The 18,638-nt window shown below is 35.1% G+C and carries 20 protein-coding genes; 12 read left to right on the forward strand and 8 right to left on the reverse strand.

Annotation, left to right across the window (positions count from 1 at the left end):
- Positions 1–219: 219 nt before the first annotated feature.
- The 6 genes from nagE (at position 220) to HRG09_RS22010 (ending at position 9,149) form a co-directional block, all read left to right on the forward strand.
- Positions 220–1,713 (forward strand): N-acetylglucosamine-specific PTS transporter subunit IIBC, encoded by a 1,494-nt coding sequence (nagE, locus tag HRG09_RS21985; protein ID WP_174102940.1) that lies wholly within the window; start codon positions 220–222, stop codon positions 1,711–1,713.
- Between the two features lie 251 nt (positions 1,714–1,964).
- On the forward strand, positions 1,965–3,200 hold the full coding sequence (locus tag HRG09_RS21990) for a serine hydrolase domain-containing protein (RefSeq protein WP_174102941.1): 1,236 nt from the start codon (positions 1,965–1,967) through the stop codon (positions 3,198–3,200).
- 91 nt (positions 3,201–3,291) lie between these two features.
- Positions 3,292–4,107, forward strand: coding sequence for a sugar ABC transporter ATP-binding protein (locus HRG09_RS21995; RefSeq protein ID WP_174102942.1), 816 nt, complete (start codon positions 3,292–3,294; stop codon positions 4,105–4,107).
- 416 nt (positions 4,108–4,523) lie between these two features.
- On the forward strand, positions 4,524–6,773 hold the full coding sequence (gene pflB, locus HRG09_RS22000; RefSeq protein ID WP_174102943.1) for a formate C-acetyltransferase: 2,250 nt from the start codon (positions 4,524–4,526) through the stop codon (positions 6,771–6,773).
- Between the two features lie 66 nt (positions 6,774–6,839).
- A complete protein-coding gene (pflA, locus tag HRG09_RS22005; RefSeq protein ID WP_174102944.1) occupies positions 6,840–7,571 on the forward strand; it encodes a pyruvate formate-lyase-activating protein in 732 nt (243 codons plus the stop codon).
- A gap of 411 nt (positions 7,572–7,982) precedes the next feature.
- A complete protein-coding gene (locus tag HRG09_RS22010; RefSeq protein WP_174102945.1) occupies positions 7,983–9,149 on the forward strand; it encodes a diglucosyl diacylglycerol synthase in 1,167 nt (388 codons plus the stop codon).
- A gap of 326 nt (positions 9,150–9,475) precedes the next feature.
- On the opposite strand, the gene HRG09_RS22015 is transcribed toward HRG09_RS22010, so the two are convergent.
- The 4 genes from HRG09_RS22015 to HRG09_RS22030 form a co-directional block, all read right to left on the reverse strand.
- On the reverse strand, positions 9,476–9,595 hold the full coding sequence (locus tag HRG09_RS22015; RefSeq protein ID WP_098491654.1) for a YfhE family protein: 120 nt from the start codon (positions 9,593–9,595) through the stop codon (positions 9,476–9,478).
- A gap of 244 nt (positions 9,596–9,839) precedes the next feature.
- Positions 9,840–10,397, reverse strand: coding sequence for a GNAT family N-acetyltransferase (locus HRG09_RS22020; RefSeq protein WP_174102946.1), 558 nt, complete (start codon positions 10,395–10,397; stop codon positions 9,840–9,842).
- 241 nt (positions 10,398–10,638) lie between these two features.
- Complete coding sequence (locus HRG09_RS22025) at positions 10,639–11,769, reverse strand: amidohydrolase (protein WP_174102947.1); 1,131 nt, start codon at positions 11,767–11,769, stop codon at positions 10,639–10,641.
- A gap of 76 nt (positions 11,770–11,845) precedes the next feature.
- A complete protein-coding gene (locus HRG09_RS22030) occupies positions 11,846–12,784 on the reverse strand; it encodes a TIGR01777 family oxidoreductase (RefSeq protein ID WP_217448139.1) in 939 nt (312 codons plus the stop codon).
- A 52-nt stretch (positions 12,785–12,836) separates the two neighbouring features.
- Here HRG09_RS22030 and recX point away from each other — a divergent pair, with 52 nt between their 5' ends.
- Positions 12,837–13,649 (forward strand): recombination regulator RecX, encoded by an 813-nt coding sequence (gene recX / locus HRG09_RS22035; RefSeq protein ID WP_174102949.1) that lies wholly within the window; start codon positions 12,837–12,839, stop codon positions 13,647–13,649.
- 9 nt (positions 13,650–13,658) lie between these two features.
- Positions 13,659–13,976 (forward strand): YfhH family protein, encoded by a 318-nt coding sequence (locus HRG09_RS22040; RefSeq protein WP_026049348.1) that lies wholly within the window; start codon positions 13,659–13,661, stop codon positions 13,974–13,976.
- A gap of 63 nt (positions 13,977–14,039) precedes the next feature.
- Here the strand turns inward: HRG09_RS22040 and HRG09_RS22045 are convergent, their stop codons facing one another.
- Together HRG09_RS22045 and HRG09_RS22050 are read right to left on the reverse strand one after the other, a co-directional pair.
- The gene (locus HRG09_RS22045; protein WP_000122139.1) at positions 14,040–14,192 is read right to left on the reverse strand and encodes a YpzG family protein; all 153 of its coding nucleotides are present in this window, start codon (positions 14,190–14,192) and stop codon (positions 14,040–14,042) included.
- A 58-nt stretch (positions 14,193–14,250) separates the two neighbouring features.
- Positions 14,251–14,409, reverse strand: coding sequence for a small, acid-soluble spore protein K (locus HRG09_RS22050; RefSeq protein WP_174102950.1), 159 nt, complete (start codon positions 14,407–14,409; stop codon positions 14,251–14,253).
- A 173-nt stretch (positions 14,410–14,582) separates the two neighbouring features.
- Between HRG09_RS22050 and HRG09_RS22055 the strand changes: the two genes are divergently transcribed.
- On the forward strand, positions 14,583–14,849 hold the full coding sequence (locus HRG09_RS22055; protein ID WP_174102951.1) for a YfhJ family protein: 267 nt from the start codon (positions 14,583–14,585) through the stop codon (positions 14,847–14,849).
- 27 nt (positions 14,850–14,876) lie between these two features.
- Here the strand turns inward: HRG09_RS22055 and HRG09_RS22060 are convergent, their stop codons facing one another.
- A complete protein-coding gene (locus tag HRG09_RS22060) occupies positions 14,877–15,857 on the reverse strand; it encodes a metal-dependent hydrolase (protein ID WP_174102952.1) in 981 nt (326 codons plus the stop codon).
- A gap of 149 nt (positions 15,858–16,006) precedes the next feature.
- On the opposite strand from HRG09_RS22060, the gene mutY reads away from it, so the two are divergent.
- Positions 16,007–17,101: an A/G-specific adenine glycosylase gene (gene mutY, locus HRG09_RS22065; RefSeq protein ID WP_174102953.1), complete on the forward strand. Its 1,095-nt coding sequence runs from the start codon at positions 16,007–16,009 to the stop codon at positions 17,099–17,101.
- A gap of 43 nt (positions 17,102–17,144) precedes the next feature.
- Here mutY and HRG09_RS22070 read toward each other — a convergent pair whose 3' ends face one another.
- Complete coding sequence (locus HRG09_RS22070; RefSeq protein WP_174102954.1) at positions 17,145–17,369, reverse strand: hypothetical protein; 225 nt, start codon at positions 17,367–17,369, stop codon at positions 17,145–17,147.
- A gap of 124 nt (positions 17,370–17,493) precedes the next feature.
- On the opposite strand from HRG09_RS22070, the gene HRG09_RS22075 reads away from it, so the two are divergent.
- Both HRG09_RS22075 and HRG09_RS22080 read left to right on the forward strand, forming a co-directional pair.
- Positions 17,494–17,781 (forward strand): gamma-type small acid-soluble spore protein, encoded by a 288-nt coding sequence (locus tag HRG09_RS22075; protein WP_000039031.1) that lies wholly within the window; start codon positions 17,494–17,496, stop codon positions 17,779–17,781.
- A 351-nt stretch (positions 17,782–18,132) separates the two neighbouring features.
- Positions 18,133–18,387 carry a YgaB family protein gene (locus HRG09_RS22080; RefSeq protein WP_174102955.1) on the forward strand — a complete coding sequence of 85 codons (255 nt, stop codon included), beginning with the start codon at positions 18,133–18,135 and terminating at the stop codon, positions 18,385–18,387.
- The last annotated feature ends 251 nt before the right edge of the window (positions 18,388–18,638 follow it).

The raw sequence follows: 18,638 nt of genomic DNA on the forward strand, positions 1-18,638 counted from the left end.
ATAGGTTCTGTTATCTTATTTTTGATTTTATTTGTTAATAGGAGGGAGAAACTCCCTTTTATATAACAGTTTGAAAATAGAAAGGATATCCATAAAAAGTTCGTAAATAAAAACTACACATCTATACAACTATATGTTATTATGATTATGTAATAGAAAGCGTTTTCTAAACGTATTTATAATGGTAACGATTTCATAAATTGAATAGGAGGAATTACAATGTTGCAGTTTTTACAACGTATTGGTAAAGCATTAATGCTTCCAATCGCAGTGCTACCAGCAGCAGGATTATTGCTTCGTTTAGGACAACCAGACGTGTTCGATATTCCTGTTATGGCACAGGCCGGTGCAGCAATCTTTGATAACTTAGCACTTATTTTTGCAATTGGTGTTGCAATCGGTCTGTCTGTTGATGGTAGTGGTGCCGCAGGTCTTGCTGGTGCAATTGGCTATTTAGTTATGAAGAATACAACTGATACATTAAGTAAAGGGTATTCTGCTGCAGAGCTAAATGATAAATTAAAGGGTGTTCAAGACTTATTAGGATCAGTTGATCCAAGTAAGTTAGCGGATACAATGACAAAAGTTTCAAAAGCGGCAGCGTTAACGCCAAAGATAAATATGGCCATACTAGGCGGTATTATCGCTGGGGTTGTTGCTGGATTATTATATAACAAGTTCCATAAAATCAAATTACCAGAATGGTTAGGGTTCTTTGCAGGAAAACGTTTTGTACCAATTATTACTTCTATCGTTATGCTTCTTCTAGGATTAGTATTTGGTCAAATTTGGCCAACAATCCAAAGTGGTATTGATACAGTAGCGCACGGCATTGTAAACTTAGATGCAATCGGTGCAGGGTTATTCGGTTTATTAAACCGTTTATTAATTCCAATTGGTTTACACCATGTAATGAACACATATTTCTGGTTTGTACTTGGTGACTTTACAAATGCAGCCGGCGATGTTGTTCATGGTGATATTGCACGATTCTTTGCACAAGACCCATCAGCTGGTATGTTTATGACTGGTTTCTTCCCAATCATGATGTTCGGTTTACCAGCAGCATGTTTTGCAATGATTGCAGCAGCTAAACCAGAAAAACGTAAAATGGTTACAGGGATGTTAGGTGGGCTTGCTTTAACATCATTTTTAACTGGTATTACAGAACCAATTGAATTCTCATTCATGTTCTTATCACCAGTATTATACGGTATCCATGCTGTATTAACTGGTATTTCTTTATTTGTAACAACAACACTTGGCATTCACGATGGTTTCTCATTCAGTGCCGGTGCGATTGATTACTTCTTAAACTTCGGTATTGCAACAAAACCGTTATTATTAGCGGGAATTGGTTTAATTTATGCAGCAATTTACTTTGTAGTATTCTATTTCTTAATTAAGAAGTTCAACTTGAAAACTCCAGGTCGTGAAGATGACGATGAGTTAGCTGTAGAGGGAGATGCACCAGTAGCAGGTTCTATCGGTGAAACTTACGTGGCAGCATTAGGTGGAAAAGACAACTTAACAGTTATTGATAACTGTGCAACTCGCTTGCGTTTGCAAGTGAAAGATGCAAACTTAGTAAATGAGCCAGCATTAAAACGTGCCGGTGCAAAAGGTGTTATGAAATTAAGTAATACAAGCGTACAGGTTATCGTAGGTACAAACGTTGAGTCTGTCGCTGATGACATGAAGAAACATGTATAAATAATTAGATAAGAGGATATCCCTAAAGGCTGGATTAGACTAGTCTTTTAGAGGATATTCTCTTTTTTATATAGGGAATCTTACTTTTAAAAAAATTCTTTTCTTTTTTCAAACATATTGGTTGGTTATAATTTCATCACATGATAAAGTAAGAAAGGTATGAAATGGAATTTCCAATAGTTAGGGGAATTTAAAGGTTATATTTTTGTGAAGTGATTAAATTATTTGGTCAGTAAGGGGAAAAAAGAATCATGAATGAAGAAAAGGATAGTGCAAGTATGAAAGCTCGTAGACCGGTTACGTATATAAAAAGAACGAGCATTCTTATTGTATTGTTTTTGCTTGTATATTTCGTATATACAAAAATTACTGCACATACTAAAAAAGAGAATACGTTAAAAGCAACGACAGAAGTAAAGAAAGAAACGGAACAAAAACAATTAGAACAAAAACAATTAGAACAACCTCCAGAACAACCTCCAGAAGGCACGCAGCAAGCAAAGGCAGTGGAAAAACCTGTCGAAGGCCCGCCACAAGAAATTAACGAGAATGCTGAGTTAGACAATTATTTAAAAGATAAAAATTTTAGTGGAACAGCAGTTGTTGTGAAAAATGGTAAAGTACTTTTGAATAAGGGTTACGGGATGGCAAATCAAGAGAAAAAAATACCGAATAATTCACAAACAACATTTTATATTGGTTCAATTTCAAAGGCATTTGTAGCTACAGCGATTATGCAGCTAAAAGATCAAAATAAACTTCAAACAGAAGATACAATAGCAAAATATATTCCTGATTTTCCGAGAGGTAACGAAGTAAAGTTAGTTCATCTATTGACACACACATCGGGAATTCCTGAATATGAGGCAGGAGAAGGCGATATTTCTCACGAGGAATTGTTGAAGCGAATTGGGCAACAAAAACGTTTGTTTAATCCAGGTGAAAAATGGAAGTATTCGGATTCAAATTACTCAATACTTGGTTACATCGTTGAAAAAGTTAGCGGGCAACCGTTAGAAGAGTATATTAAACAACATATTTTTGATGTTGTAGGGATGAAACAATCAGGTTTCGGAACGGGATTAGAGAAAACAAAGTATCCTTCGACTGGTTACAAGGTTGTAAATAATAATATGACAGTTCCTGCTATTCCAAATATGTCACAATTATATGGAAATGGTGATATATATACGAGTGCAAATGATTTATATTTATTTAATGAAGCACTATTTTCTGGGAAGCTAATATCTAAAGAGAGCTATGATCAAATGTTTACAGCATTTAAAAAAGATTATGGATTTGGTTGGTATGTAAATCCGGGAAGTTACTCTAATCATGGTGTAATGCCTGGATGGAATTGCTTAAATGGATTTAGTAGAAGTGGGAATGTGTATGTTATTTTATTATCTAATATTCAAAATAATATTAAATCATTTGGTACGCTTAATAATGATATTTATACAATGCTACAGCATATTGAAGTGTAAGAGATTATCCTCTGGGGTAGTCTTTTTTTATGCGTTGAGGCAGAATCTATTTATTGAGATAATGAAAAAAATGGAAAGGAAGGAGGAGGTTATGAGTATTCATAAGCATCATGCACGTAATGCGAGGCGAACTTTACTTTTAGCTATTATTGTATGGATTATTATTGTGATTGGATGCGTAGTGGAATATCAAAATGGAACACTTCTTAGTTCGGAAAAGGGGATTCTAGAATTAATAAGTATTATGTTACCAGCGTGTATTCTATTGATTTATAGTTTGGTAGAAAAGAGCAGAGCTAAGAGGATAGAAAAGATTGTTCAAGGGAAAGAAATTTCCTTATTGTTGGAGCAAAGAAGATTTGTAGTTCGTAGGGAAACTAATTTTTTTACGGCAGTTACATACTTTGGGCTAGAGGGAAATACAATGGGGATGCTCAAAGAAAAATATGATTCTAAAATTCAAACGATATGGAAAAGTATCTTATCCTTTTTCTTTAAAGGAATGAATGAGCAACAATTTTATTTATTAAATGAATTAGGTGAAGAGCTGTTAGTAATTAAGAAGAAAAGAGGTGTACGGAATTCATATACATTTTATAGCATAATGGGAGAGAGAATCGGTGAATTCAATCAATTGTTAAGCTTAACAAAATGGGAGTGGAGCTTCCTATCATCTGAAGGAAAAGAAATCGGGAAAGTTACAGGAGATTTATCAGGTACATTACAAAAAGGAAAATGGCAAGATGGAACTTATATTGATGTGAAAGAAGACGGGCTTCCGTTAGAAGCGATTCAATATTTCTCTGCAAGTGGGGGATCACTTGTTACAGTATCTGTAGCGGAACATACAGAGTTACAGCGAGCGGTATATTACGCTGTGGCTGCAATTATAACCTTGAAAAATTAAAAAACATCTAAAACGTTATCCTCGTTATTCTAGATTAAGACTCAATTTAATCAGAAGTTATATCTCATTCATTATGAAAAGAAGTGTACCAAATAGGTACACTTCTTTTTTATTCTGTTTTAGAAAAACTATAACAGAATAAGAGATAAGGGTATTACAGTTTGAAATGGGTATGACTCTTTATACCACAGAATAGGATTCATTTATAATAATACCAAAAAAATACAATTCAGGAAAGTCTTAATTTTAAAGAGTTTAAATTGAAGTTAACACTACGCGTATAGTAGTTTGCTCAATATTTCACAATTGTGTCACAACTATCTCGTTCACTTTTTCAAAAAAGTAGTATTCTAAATGTGTAAGCTGTTATATAAAAAATCTTAGTCCTGTACTAATCAAAAATGGAGGAGATTAGGATGACTCAAGTATTAGAAAATGTAAAAAACGCATGGACAAACTTTAAAGGTGAAAAGTGGAAAGCAGAGATTGATGTCCGCGATTTCATTTTAAATAATGTAAACGTTTTCGAGGGGGACGAATCTTTCTTAACGGAAGCAACAGAAGCAACGAAACAACTTTGGAATCAAGTAATGGATTTAACGAAACAAGAACGTGATAATGGTGGCGTCCTTGATATGGATACAAGCATTGTTTCTTCTATTACATCTCATGGTCCTGGATATTTAAATAAAGATACTGAAAAAGTAGTTGGTTTCCAAACAGATAAACCATTTAAACGTTCTTTACAACCATACGGTGGTATTCGTATGGCAGAGCAAGCTTGTGAATCTTATGGATACGAAATGGATAAAGAACTTAGCCGTATTTTCAGAGATTGGCGCAAAACGCATAACCAAGGTGTATTCGATGCTTATACTCCTGAAATGAGAGCAGCTCGTAAATCTGGCGTTATTACGGGTCTTCCAGATGCATATGGCCGTGGCCGTATTATTGGTGACTATCGCCGCGTAGCATTATATGGTGTTGATCGCTTAATAGAAGCGAAAAAAGAAGATTTAAATTTAACTGGTGGCGTAATGAGCGAAGATACAATGCGTTTACGCGAAGAGTTATCTGAGCAAATGCGTGCACTTCAAGAGTTAAAACAAATGGCAGCTTCTCATGGTTTTGATATTTCTAAACCAGCAACAAATGCACAAGAAGCATTCCAATGGTTATACTTCGCTTATCTTGCAGCAATTAAAGAACAAAACGGGGCAGCAATGAGCCTTGGACGTACTTCTACATTCTTAGATATCTTCATTGAAAGAGATATTGAAAATGGTATATTAACAGAAGAAGAAGCGCAAGAAATTGTTGATCACTTCATCATGAAATTACGTCTTGTAAAATTCGCAAGAACACCTGATTACAATGAATTGTTCTCTGGTGACCCAACTTGGGTAACTGAATCTATCGGTGGTATTGCACTTGATGGTCGCCCATTAGTAACGAAAAACTCATTCCGCTTCTTGCACACATTAGATAACTTAGGACCAGCTCCAGAGCCAAACTTAACAGTTCTTTGGTCTAAACAATTACCACAGAACTTTAAAAACTACTGTGCGAAAATGTCTATTAAAACATCTGCAATTCAATATGAAAATGATGACATTATGCGCCCAGAGTATGGCGATGATTACGGTATTGCTTGTTGTGTGTCTGCAATGAGAATTGGTAAGCAAATGCAGTTCTTCGGAGCTCGTGCAAACTTAGCTAAGACACTACTATATGCAATTAATGGCGGTAAAGATGAAAAATCAAAAGAACAAATTGGACCTGAATTTGCACCTATCACTTCTGAAGTATTAGATTACGAAGAAGTTATGCATAAATTTGATATGACAATGGAATGGCTAGCAGGTTTATATTTAAACACATTAAATGTTATCCATTATATGCACGATAAATATAGTTATGAACGTATTGAAATGGCACTTCATGATACAAATGTTCTTCGTACAATGGCAACAGGTATCGCTGGCTTATCTGTAGTAGCTGACTCTTTAAGTGCAATTAAATACGCAAAAGTAAAACCAATTCGTGATGAAAATGGTATTGCAGTTGACTTCGAAATCGAAGGTGATTTCCCTAAATACGGTAACAATGATGATCGTGTAGATGAAATTGCAGTAGATCTTGTAAAAACATTTATGAACAAGCTTCGTAAACATAAAACATACCGTAATTCTGTTCATACAATGTCAATCTTAACTATTACATCTAACGTTGTATATGGTAAGAAAACAGGTAACACTCCAGACGGTCGTCGTACTGGTGAACCGTTTGCGCCAGGTGCAAACCCTATGCATGGACGCGATACAAAAGGTGCACTAGCATCACTATTATCTGTTGCAAAATTACCTTATGAAGATGCGCAAGATGGTATTTCTAATACATTCTCAATTATTCCAAAAGCGCTTGGTAAAGAAGAAGATGTACAAGTTAAAAACTTAGTATCTATGCTTGATGGATATGCGGTTAAAGAAGGACATCACTTAAATATTAACGTATTTAACCGTGAAACATTAATGGATGCAATGGAACATCCTGAAAAATATCCACAATTAACAATTCGTGTATCTGGTTACGCAGTTAACTTCATTAAATTAACTCGTGAACAACAAATCGATGTAATTAACCGTACAATGCATGAGAGTATGTAAGTAAAAAGTTTCCCTCTGCTTTTATAAAAACAGAGGGAGGCTGTTTCAATAGAGGAGGAAGTTAACATGGTAAAAGGAAGAATTCATTCTGTAGAGTCTTGTGGTACTGTTGATGGCCCAGGAATTCGTTATGTCATATTTACACAAGGGTGTCTATTACGCTGCCAATATTGTCATAATGCTGATACATGGGAGATCGGTAAAGGAAAAGAAATAACAGTTGAAGAAGTGATACAGGATGTTGCATGTTACCTTCCTTTTATTGAAGCTTCCGGAGGCGGCATCACAGTGAGTGGTGGAGAACCTTTACTGCAGTTAGATTTTTTAATTGAGTTATTTAAGAAATGTAAAGAAATCGGAATTCATACGACAATTGATTCTTCAGGCGGTTGCTATTCTGAAGAGCCAGAGTTCCAAAAAAAATTAGATATTTTAATGGACTATACAGATTTAGTATTATTAGATTTAAAACATATCAATCCTAAAAAGCACCGTAAATTAACTGGTAAAACGAACGAACACATTTTACAATTTGCTCGTTATTTATCTGATAAACAAAAACCAATTTGGGTAAGACACGTATTAGTTCCAGGTGTTACTGATAGAGAAGAAGATTTGCAGGGATTATCTAACTTCATTCAAAGTCTTTCTAACGTAAAGAAAGTAGAAGTCTTACCATATCACAAGCTTGGTGTATATAAATGGGAAGCACTTGGACATAAATATCCTCTTGAAGGTGTAGAACCTCCAACAGAAAAAAATGTTCAAAATGCAAAAAATATTTTACAAGCAGTCTAATCCAAATGGATTAGACTTTTTGTTTTCTTTTAATAAAATCTAGAGTATATCTAAAGAAAAGAGTATACTGAAAGTAGAATATCCATATTTTTGTAAAGAAATAAAAGGATAAATTTACATAATTGTAAAGGGAAAACCAAATAGTAACAAGAATTAAGAAGTAGCAGGGCGAGTATCATGAAGTATGATTATTTGTAAGTTATTGCGAAAGCTCTTATAGGAAAGTATAATATAAAGATATGAGCACAGATAGGATTAAGGGGTCAATCTTATATGCTTTGCATATCCACGACAGGTACATAGCTAACATGAAAGTGTTGGAATCCAAACATGTAATTTTTTTTAGGAAAATGTTTTTCCTATTGTCGTATATGCAATACGGGAAAGCGAAAAAGCTAGGAGTGGATTTGTTTGATAAAAAACCCCAAGGTTTTAATATTAACTGCACATTACGGTAATGGTCATGTGCAAGTAGCAAAAACATTAGAACAAACATTTCGTCAAAAAGGAATTAAAGATGTGATTGTTTGTGATCTATTTGGAGAATCACATCCGGTCATAACGGACATTACAAAATATCTATATTTAAAAAGTTATACAATAGGTAAAGAGTTATATCGTTTGTTTTATTACGGTGTAGAGAAAATTTATGATAAAAAAATCGCATCGTGGTATGCAAACTTTGGGAGAAAGCGTTTAAAAGCACTCCTGCATGCGGAAAAACCAGACATTGTTATTAATACATTTCCGATTATTGCCGTACCGGAATTGAAAAAACAAACAGGTTTTTCAATTCCTGTTTATAATGTGCTAACAGATTTCTGTTTGCATAAAATATGGATTCATCGTGAAGTAGATCGTTATTTTGTCGCAACAGATCATGTGAAAAAAGTAATGGTTGAAATCGGTGTGCCTTCAGAGCAAATTGTGGAAACAGGGATTCCGATTCGTAGAAACTTTGAGTTAACTATGAATTCAGAACTTATATATAATAAATATCAGTTATCTCGAGAGAAAAAGATTTTGCTTATTGTAGCAGGGGCTCATGGTGTATTAGGAAATGTAAAGGAATTATGCCAATCATTTATGTCAGTGCCTAATCTGCAAGTAGCTGTTGTGTGCGGAAAAAATGATGCCCTAAAACAGGAATTGTTAGGACTGCAGGAACAGGATCCGGAAGTACTGAAAGTATTTGGCTATGTTGAAAATATCGATGAGTTATTCCGTGTCACTTCTTGTATGATTACGAAACCGGGAGGCATCACATTGAGTGAAGCAGCTGCTTTACAAGTACCTGTCATTTTATACAAACCTGTACCAGGACAAGAAAATGAAAATGCACTATACTTTGAGAAAAAAGGAGCAGCAGTTGTAGTTCGTGAAGATGCTGAGATTTTTGTGAAAACGAAAGCGTTGTTAGAAGATGATATGAAGCTTTTACAAATGAAGGAAGCGATGAGAAGCATTTATCGTCCAGAACCAGCCTCTCATATTGTTGATGCAATTTTAGAAGAGAATCATGAACAATCTAATCATATGCCAATGAAATCTCCAGCTCTTGCTCAATCTTTTACGTAATGTGAAACCCTCTTTTTATTTGAAAGAGGGTTTTTTGTTATGTTATCCACAAAAGAATGCGCTCTCAATAGAAGGTAAAATCAGAATATTAACAGTGATATCCACATAATCCACAATTTTCTGAAAAAATATCCACAAATTAAGTGGATTATATGTGATTAAATACATGTCTATCTTCAATAATTGTTAAATTTATACACAATTCTATTAATTCTGTGGATAAAGTTTTCCACAAAAAATACTCCTTACTATATAAGGAGTAAATCTTTAATCTGTATAAATTTGATAGGAGAGGATAAAAAATCCCCTCAAGTTTCACTTTATAATTACACACCTTTAGGACGATATCCTGCTGCGCGATCCGCTTTGCGAAACTCTCGCTGATAAAGAACCTCTTGTGTACTATTTAATGTATTTCTTGCTTTTTCACGTTTCTTTCTATCCATTACAGATCACCTCGTGTCATAAAGTTATTACCTATCGTTTCCAATGACACAAGGAGATATACATAATAAACAAGTTATTCATTTTATAATTATATAAATACGCCTTGAAAGACCGACATACAACCATTCCTTTTAGGCGTGAGAGAGTATCTGCTCATGGACCTACTCTATATGAAAACAGAAGGAAAACTTCTTTTGTTTTCATAACTGGGACTGATATATCAGAAAATTGAAATATATATTATTATGCTTCTTTTAAATGATGTGTATCTTGGAATGTAGTGTCGCGCATTGTAGAAAGGGTATATTGATCTTTTGGAATTTCATATAAGTTATATACTTCTTCGATTGCGTTAATTTGATCATAAACAACTTTTCTAGTTTCATTTGCTAGGTTTACATATGGTAGTTTTTCAGCTGCTTTCATCGAACGGATATTTACTTTGCGAATGCGCATAAAGATTGTTTCAATATCTAACTCATAGAAAAGCTCGCTGAAAAAAGCATCTTTTGCTAATTTATTATATCCTTGGCCATGATAAGGTTTTCCAAGCCATGTGCCAAGAAACCCAGCTTTTTCTTGCACATCAAATAAAGTAATTGTGCCGATAGGGTTCCCCCATTCATCTAAAATGGTACGTGAGATTAATTCACCACGTTCTTCGGCTTCAATTGTTTGTTTTGTTAAAAATAGAAATTCTTCATATGAATAAGCCTTTTGACGCACAAAAGGGAAGACAGCTGGATCCACCATTAAATCGTATAGAACGTGGCTGTCGTGTAAGTCGCGTTTTTTTAACATACTAACTCCTCCTCACATGAGGGTAGCATGACGAAAAAACACCCCACCCTCGAAATTTTTATATCAATCTTTAAAAAATTTCGGGGTGGGAATCGAACCCACTAGAACCAGTCTATAACGCTGGTGGCGCACCATTTGCCTTCCCCATTCATCAATTTGAAATGAATAATCACGACACAAATTGATTATGGTTTCATTCAGTTTATAATCGTATAATACTTTATCTAGTCAAAAAAATAAACTAGTTTTTTTTATTTTTTTTGTAAATTATTTTTCCATCAATCATAGTTAGTACGGGCTTGGCTAGATAATGAAATGGGTGATGTGTCCATAATACAAGATCGGCATCTTTTCCGACCTCAATACTTCCAATCCTTTTCTCTAAACGTAAGTTTCGGGCGGGGATGATTGTAATTCCTTCTAATGCGAGTTTTTCATCTAATCCTTCCCTGACAGCGATGGCTGCACAAACATTTAAATATTGAATTGGAGTGTAGGGATGGTCTGTTGTAATAGAAACTTCTATCCCATGCTTGGATAAAATATGGCACGTATCCCATGTTTTGTTTTTTAATTCAATTTTTGATCGGCGTGTTAATGTCGGGCCGACACATATTTTTAAGTTTTGGTTAGCAAGTTCTTTTGCAATAAAGTGTCCTTCTGTACAGTGTTCAATACGTAAATCAAGATTAAATTCTTTTGCGAAGCGAAGAGCGGAAAGAATGTCATCTGCGCGGTGAGCATGCATACGTACTGGAATTTCTCGGCGTAGTGCTTTTAGAATAGGAAGCATTCGAAAATCTGCTTCATTTCCATAATGTTGTGCTTCGTAAAAGGATTCACGAAGTAACCCCATAATTCCCATACGAGTAATTGATTCTTTTGTACCATTACTATGAACTCGTTTTGGATTTTCTCCAAATGCAATTTTTAATCCGGCAGGTTCTTGAATAATCATATGATCGATACACGTTCCAGCAGTTTTAATCACACATGTTGTTCCGCCAATAATATTTTGACTTCCAGGCATAACGTGGGCAGTTGTAACCCCACTTTGAACTGCATCTCGAAAAGCGATATCAAAAGGATGGATACCATCTAAAGAACGTATATGAGGGGTTAATACTTCAGACGTTTCATTGGCGTCATTTCCAGCCCATCCAGTCCCTTCATCGTATAGTCCAAGGTGAGTATGCACATCGATAAATCCTGGTAAAAGGTGGAGTGCTCTTGCATCAATAACAATCATATCTTGAGTTGGCTCAATATGTGGTTTTAGAGCAGCTATTTGATTGTGTTTAACTAATACATCTCCTTGAAATTTAGAAGAAGTAATAGGGTATACAGTGGCTTGCTTAAATAGCGTTTTCATAGAGACCTCATTTCCATTGGCTCATAACTTTTAAATTAGTAAATTAAACAATCTTAATGAGCGTATTTCAGAAGTACTACAGTGTATGCAATATAATATTTTGTAATGCATGCTTTAATGTGGGAAAAGAATATTGGTATCCATACTGCATCGCTTTGTTAGGCAATACATGTTGTCCTTGTAACACAAGCATACTCATTTCTCCAAGTAAAGCATGAAGTGCAAATGCTGGAACGGGAAGCCAATGTGGGCGATGCGTGACAGTTGAAAGCACCTTTCCAAACTCTTTCATTGTTGTAGGATTTGGAGCCGTAATGTTAAGAGGGCCTTCGATTTCTTTTGTGTTTATTGCAAAATCAATCATACGGATGACATCATCTAGATGAATCCAAGATAGCCATTGATTACCTGAACCAATTGTCCCACCAATAAATAATTTGTAAGGGAGTAACATTTTAGGAAGGGCACCACCATCTTTTCCTAAAACAATTCCAAAGCGGGTATAGATGGTTCGAATTCCGAGAGAAGTTGCGTTAGATGCTGCTTCTTCCCATAGTTTTACTGTAGTTGCTAAAAAGTCACTGCCATTTTCTTTGTTCTGTTCTGTAAAGATTTTTGTTTCAGATGTACCGTAATAGCCAATTGCGCTAGCGTTAATAAAAGTATGGGGTTTCTTTTGTAATGTTTGTAATTGCTTAATGAGACTATTTGTTGTATGAAGGCGACTCGCTACAATGTTTTCTTTCTGCTTTTCTGTCCAGCGGCCATTATTAATAGATTCTCCAGCTAGATTTACAACAACATCAATAGAAGTGAGAGGAAACTTATGTGAGCGCGTATCCCATTGGATATAGTGAATGTTAGAATTGAGAGGACTCTCTCTTTTTTTTCGAGTGAGAATGTAAATTGTATATCCTTTTAGGCTTAAAAAATTAGCTAATGCTTTACCGATAAAACCAGTTCCTCCAGAAATTACAATCTTCAACGGAATTTCCTCCCCATTATATATATTCATGAAAAGCAAAATTGTTTCGCAACTATGTTAAAATAGTAGCGAGGTGAAGAATATGGCTGTCATTACAAAAATAGAAGTACAAAAGCGAACGAAAGAACGATTTAATATTTATATTGATAAAGGACAAGGCGAAGAATACGGATTTAGTGTGAATCAAGTAATCTTAATCAAGCATGGGTTGCAAAAGGGTTTAGAAATTGATGAAGTAGAGTTAGCAAATATTTTGTACAATGAAGAAGTGCAAAAAGCGTATTTACAAGCAATTTCTTATTTATCCTATCAAATGCGAACGAAACAGGAAGTAGAAGAATACTTAAGAAAAAAAGAAATTGGACAAGCCATCATCTCTGAAGTTATATCGAAATTATTACATGATCGCTATATTAATGATAAAGAGTATGCCATTTCGTATGTGCGAACTCATAGTAACGTGAATCAAAAAGGACCGACTATTATTAGACGGGAACTTTTTGGTAAAGGTGTCCAGGATATAATTATTACTCATAGTTTACAAGAATATTCGAAAGAGAAGCAAATTGAAAATGCTTTTGAGCTTGTAGAAAAAAAGAAAAAAGCTTATCAAAAGCATTCTTTTTTACAAATGAAACAAAAGCTAGAAGAAATGTTAGTCCGTAAAGGCTATAATCGTGATGTAATTCAAATTTGTCTAGAAGAATTAAGGGAGGACAAGGATGAAACGCAACAACAAGAAGCGTTGTTATATCATGGAAATAAGTATCATGAGAAGTATAAAAAGCATGATGGATGGACATATGAAAATAAGATGAAACAAGCATTATATCGAAAAGGATTTTCCATTGATGAGATAGAGACATTTTTACAAATGAAACGTGAAGAGGGATGAGAGAATATGATGAATATGCCGAAACGTTATAGTGAGATGACACCACATGAGCTAAGAGAGGAAATTGGTATTTTAAAAGAACAAGCTGTGAAGGCAGAACAGCTCGGTATAGTAAATGAATTTGATGTATTAATGAGAAAAATGGCAATGGCTCGTGCTTATATGACAGATATAAACGCATTTCAGATTGGTGAAACGTATGAACTGATAGAAGAACCGGGTATATTATTTACGATTACGTATTTCAATGGAGTGTTTGCTTGGGGACGTAAACAAAATGAGACAGAGGAAATTGGTATTCCTATTTCGCTATTACAGGAGAAATAAAAAACCAGAGAGCCTTGGCTGCTCTGGTTTTCATTTTTCGTAATTGTTACAGGAGATAGGCAGTTAAATTTGGCGCTTTCTCATCTCATTCGCCAAAATAATGAGAGACTGGGTTTGCTGCGTCTGTCCATTCACTTGTGCTTTTGCATGCTTCGGACGTGCCCAGGTAGGGTTGAATAATTCAGAACGACGATCTAAATGATTACGGTAGCTCATCTTTATCACCTCATGTAGGAAGTTAATCGCAATAACCCTTTAGAACTGACTATTTGTTTTACTCTTCCTGATGATTTGCGGCACGCATACGTTCCTGTGGGTGCGTGTTAATTGTGCCGTTAGGTCTTTTCGAAGCAAAACGAGCTTTTGCTTTCGGTGGCCCATCGATTTTGCTGTTGTTTTTTGATTCAGACCAAAATTCAGCTTGTCTACCCAAGAAGAACGCCCCCTCATTGTAAAATGATACTTATTAAGAAGTATCATTAATAGAATGTGCAAAGCAAAAGAAATTATGCTTAAAAAATAAAGGAGGGATTTGCTCTTTCAACATTTTGCTGCGGTTGTTAGGCACGGGATAAAGTACAAAATCAATAAAAGGAGAAATAAATAATGAATGATAAGTATGAAATATTAACAAAAGAATTATTGGAAAAAAATAGTTTTTTGTCTTATTCACAGGCACGCGCATGGATTGAGTTATTATGGGAAGACTTCCAAGTAACATATGCAAAATCTGGGCGTTATCAAGGTGAAGAAATGACGGAACAAATTGTAAGAACATGGATTAATAATCATGGTGAACGTCTTCATGAAATCCGTACGAATAATCCGAAATATAGTCATTTAATTAATCAAGACGACCATTTAAAGCATTAAAAAGAGCGACCGAGTTGGTCGCTCTTTTTAATGTGGAATCAATTCTAATTTTTTACGAAGCTTTTCTTCACTAAAAATCCATCCAGTATAGGAACTAATAATATTTAAATTTTGATCCAACTGGACGATTGCAACGAATGGATAATAGTCTTTACTTCGGTAGCGTAAATCGATAAAACGCACTTCACAATAGTTGTCGTAATCAAAAACATCCCAACGATATACGGGTGAAAAAGATAAAAAAGCAGAAATGTTTTCATCTTTCTGTGCAGCCCGCATAATTTTATTATCCGGAAGTGGGATACGATCAAACTTATCATGCACCATAATATGGCCACGGTGCCAACGAGCAACATAGTATTTGTCTTTTGTAGTAATTGCCAAATGATAATGATAAAAGCGATAGGAGGGAGAAATGATGACCTCCTCTACATTTTCGAATCGTTTATAAACTACACTTTTTACATTTTGCCTCATTACAATCCGGCCAATATAGTAGACAATCATTAAAATATATGCAGCTAAAGCAGTATATCCTTTATGTGAGCCGACGAGCATGCAAGCGATAGCGAGTATGTGGATAAAGAAGATTACGGCATCGAATGTATTAATTACACCTAATGCAACCCACTTTTTTGTGAAAGGCCGTAATGCTTGTGTACCATAAGCATTAAAAATATCAACAAACACGTGAAGAAAGACGGCGATAAATGACCAAAGTAGTAGATGAAGATAGGGTGATTCTGTAAAGAAGGCAAAGGAAATTCCACTTACAAGGAAAGACCAAAGAATAACAGCGGGAATGGAATGAGTAATTCCACGATGATTTCTTATATATTTTGCGTTATTACGTAATTTTAAGACGGTATCAATATCAGGAATATTGGAGCCAGCAATCGTTGCCAGCATAACAGCTTGTGGTCCGAAATCACTCTGACTAATGGCTGGATCTAATGTGGCTAAACTACCTAACGTGACGCCCATAACAAGGTGAGTGGCTGTGTCCATGAAAACACACCTCCGTTTTTTATTAATGTAACTCTTTTTATTCGATATCTCAAGGCATTTGCCTTCTATTTCCTATATCATCTTACTTAAATTTTTTCCTAAAATCTTTATAATAGTACGTATATGCAAAAAAATGAGGGGGACCAAGTTTGGCACTTGAAATATTAGATGATTTTAACATAGAGAAGTTTCAACACGATTTAATTAGTTGGTTTGAAAAAGAACAACGTGACTTACCATGGCGTAAAAATAAAGATCCGTATCGCGTTTGGGTTTCTGAGATTATGTTGCAGCAAACACGAGTAGAAGCTGTAAAACCATATTACGCAAATTTTATGGGAAAGTTTCCAACATTAGAAGCGTTGGCATCGGCGGATGATGAAGAGGTATTAAAAGCATGGGAAGGCCTTGGTTATTATTCTAGAGCTCGGAATCTACATGCAGCAGTGAAAGAAGTAAAAGAAGTATATGGCGGGAAAGTACCAAATGATGTGAAAAAAATTGAAAAGTTAAAAGGTGTTGGTCCGTATACAAAAGGTGCGATCTTAAGTATTGCATACGGTATACCAGAGCCAGCTGTAGATGGCAATGTAATGCGTGTTTTATCCCGGATATTATCAGTGTGGGATGATATTGCGAAACCTAAGACACGAAAAATATTTGAAGAGATTGTACGTGAAATTATTTCAAAGGAAAATCCATCCTATTTTAATCAAGGCTTAATGGAGTTAGGTGCGCTTATTTGTATTCCGAAAAATCCAGCTTGTTTACTTTGCCCAGTTCGGGAACATTGCCGCGGATATGCAGAAGGTGTACAAAAAGAGTTACCAGTCAAAAGTAAGGCGAAAGCTCCTAAAATGGTACCGCTTGTTGCAGGAGTATTGCAAACAGAGGATGGGAGCTATGTAATTAATAAAAGACCAAGCACGGGATTACTTGCGAATATGTGGGAATTTCCGAATGTTGAAATCAATGGGGGGATTCGGAATCAAAAACAACAACTCATTGATTATATGAGAGAACAATTTTCTTTGTCTGTTTCCATTGATGAATATGCGATGAATGTACAACATACTTTTACGCATCGTACATGGGATGTATTTGTATTTTATGGAAAAGTAACAAGTACTGTTGAAGAAACAGATACATTAAAAGTGGTATCGAAAGAGGATTTTGAAAGATTACCTTTCTCTAAATCACACCGTACGATTTATGAGGAATGTGTTGAAAAACTCCAACCGTGATGGCTCTAGATGGAACGTGTTCCCGAATTAGGGAACACGTTTTTTAGTCATAAGAAATTTTTGTACCATGTGTCCAATCCGCTTCGCTTTTTTGAAGACCGCCCCGTGATTCAATTTCTTTTATAATTTCTTTGTAAATCGTTTGACCTTCTACATTTAAATAAGGCATGATTTGTTGCAAGGAATGGTGAAAATAAGCTAATTCATCTTGTTTCCAGTCTTCTTTTGAAATCATAGATAGTTCTGTCATATCGCGTCCAACATACATGCTGTACACCTCCATCATATGTAGTTTGAATGAGCCTGGAGAGATATATGCGTCAATTAAAAAATAATTTTACGGATATCTTTTAGAGTAGTTGGTTACATTATTGGTTGTGGAGGTGAGAAAGATGAGTAAAAAACAACAAGGTTATAATAAAGCAACTTCTGGTGCTAGCATTCAAAGCACAAATGCTAACTATGGTACAGAGTTTGCGACTGAGACAAACGTACAAGCAGTAAAACAACAAAATGCACAATCAGAAGCAAAAAAATCACAAGCTTCTAGCGCTGGTGTTCAAAGTGCCAATGCTAGCTACGGCACAGAGTTTGCAACTGACACAGATGTGCAAGCAGTAAAACAACAAAACGCAAAATCAGCAGCGAAAAAATCGCAATCTTCTAGCACGAATCAATAACAAAGAAAAACACTTCTCGATTCAAGAGAAGTGTTTTCTTTGTTTGTCATATTATGATGAAAATGAAAGCTTTGTTATTAGTGAAAATCTAATGTTATACAAATCGATTATTTTGAGAATTTTGTTGAGAGAGCCGACATAACTTCTAATAAGTCAACAAATGTAGTCAAAGGAGAAGAAGGTAGGAGATTAGAAAATATGTAGTAGCGATGTATCCTGTTATTCGGGGCAGTAAGACCCCCACCTCAAGATTTAAAGGGGAACGAGGAAGATAGATGGAGGGCTGCCTGTAAATGCTTGCTGCGTGAGGGTTGATTAAAGTTTCACTTTATTAGAAACAGGAGGTAAATAATGAATTTATTTGATAAGTTGGTAGGAGAGCAGTTGCAAACAATGGATGAGTTACTGAAGTTACAAGCGCATCTAGAGAAGTACCAACAGATCGAAACAAGTGAGCAAGGAAAGTGCGATAAAAAAGATTTGCATTTTATTCGTCAAGAAATATACAAAACGGAAGAAGCTTTGAAGCTTTTGCATGAAAAATTTGAGCAACAAACAAATGAAGTGATTCATTCTTTTGAAACGGAAAAAATAATTTCTAACTAAAGGATTGTATATTTTGATAATTTAGTTGGAAAAGCCCTTTCTTAATTTATGAAGAAGGGCTTTTTGTTGCATCATGATTTGTTGATGGAGAGTAGTTCATTCGTGTTTATGGAATTTGGATTGTATCGGTTTAGTTTTAAAATTTTGACAAAAAAGTTATAATAGAAAAAAAGTGAATTCGGCTCAATACGTTTTTAACAGGAACAATACTAGTTAAGGCAACTTTAGAAGAGCGTTCACAGTGAAAGAAG

It is taken from the genome of Bacillus sp. Xin1 (assembly GCF_013314535.1).
In the GTDB taxonomy this organism is placed as follows: domain Bacteria; phylum Bacillota; class Bacilli; order Bacillales; family Bacillaceae_G; genus Bacillus_A.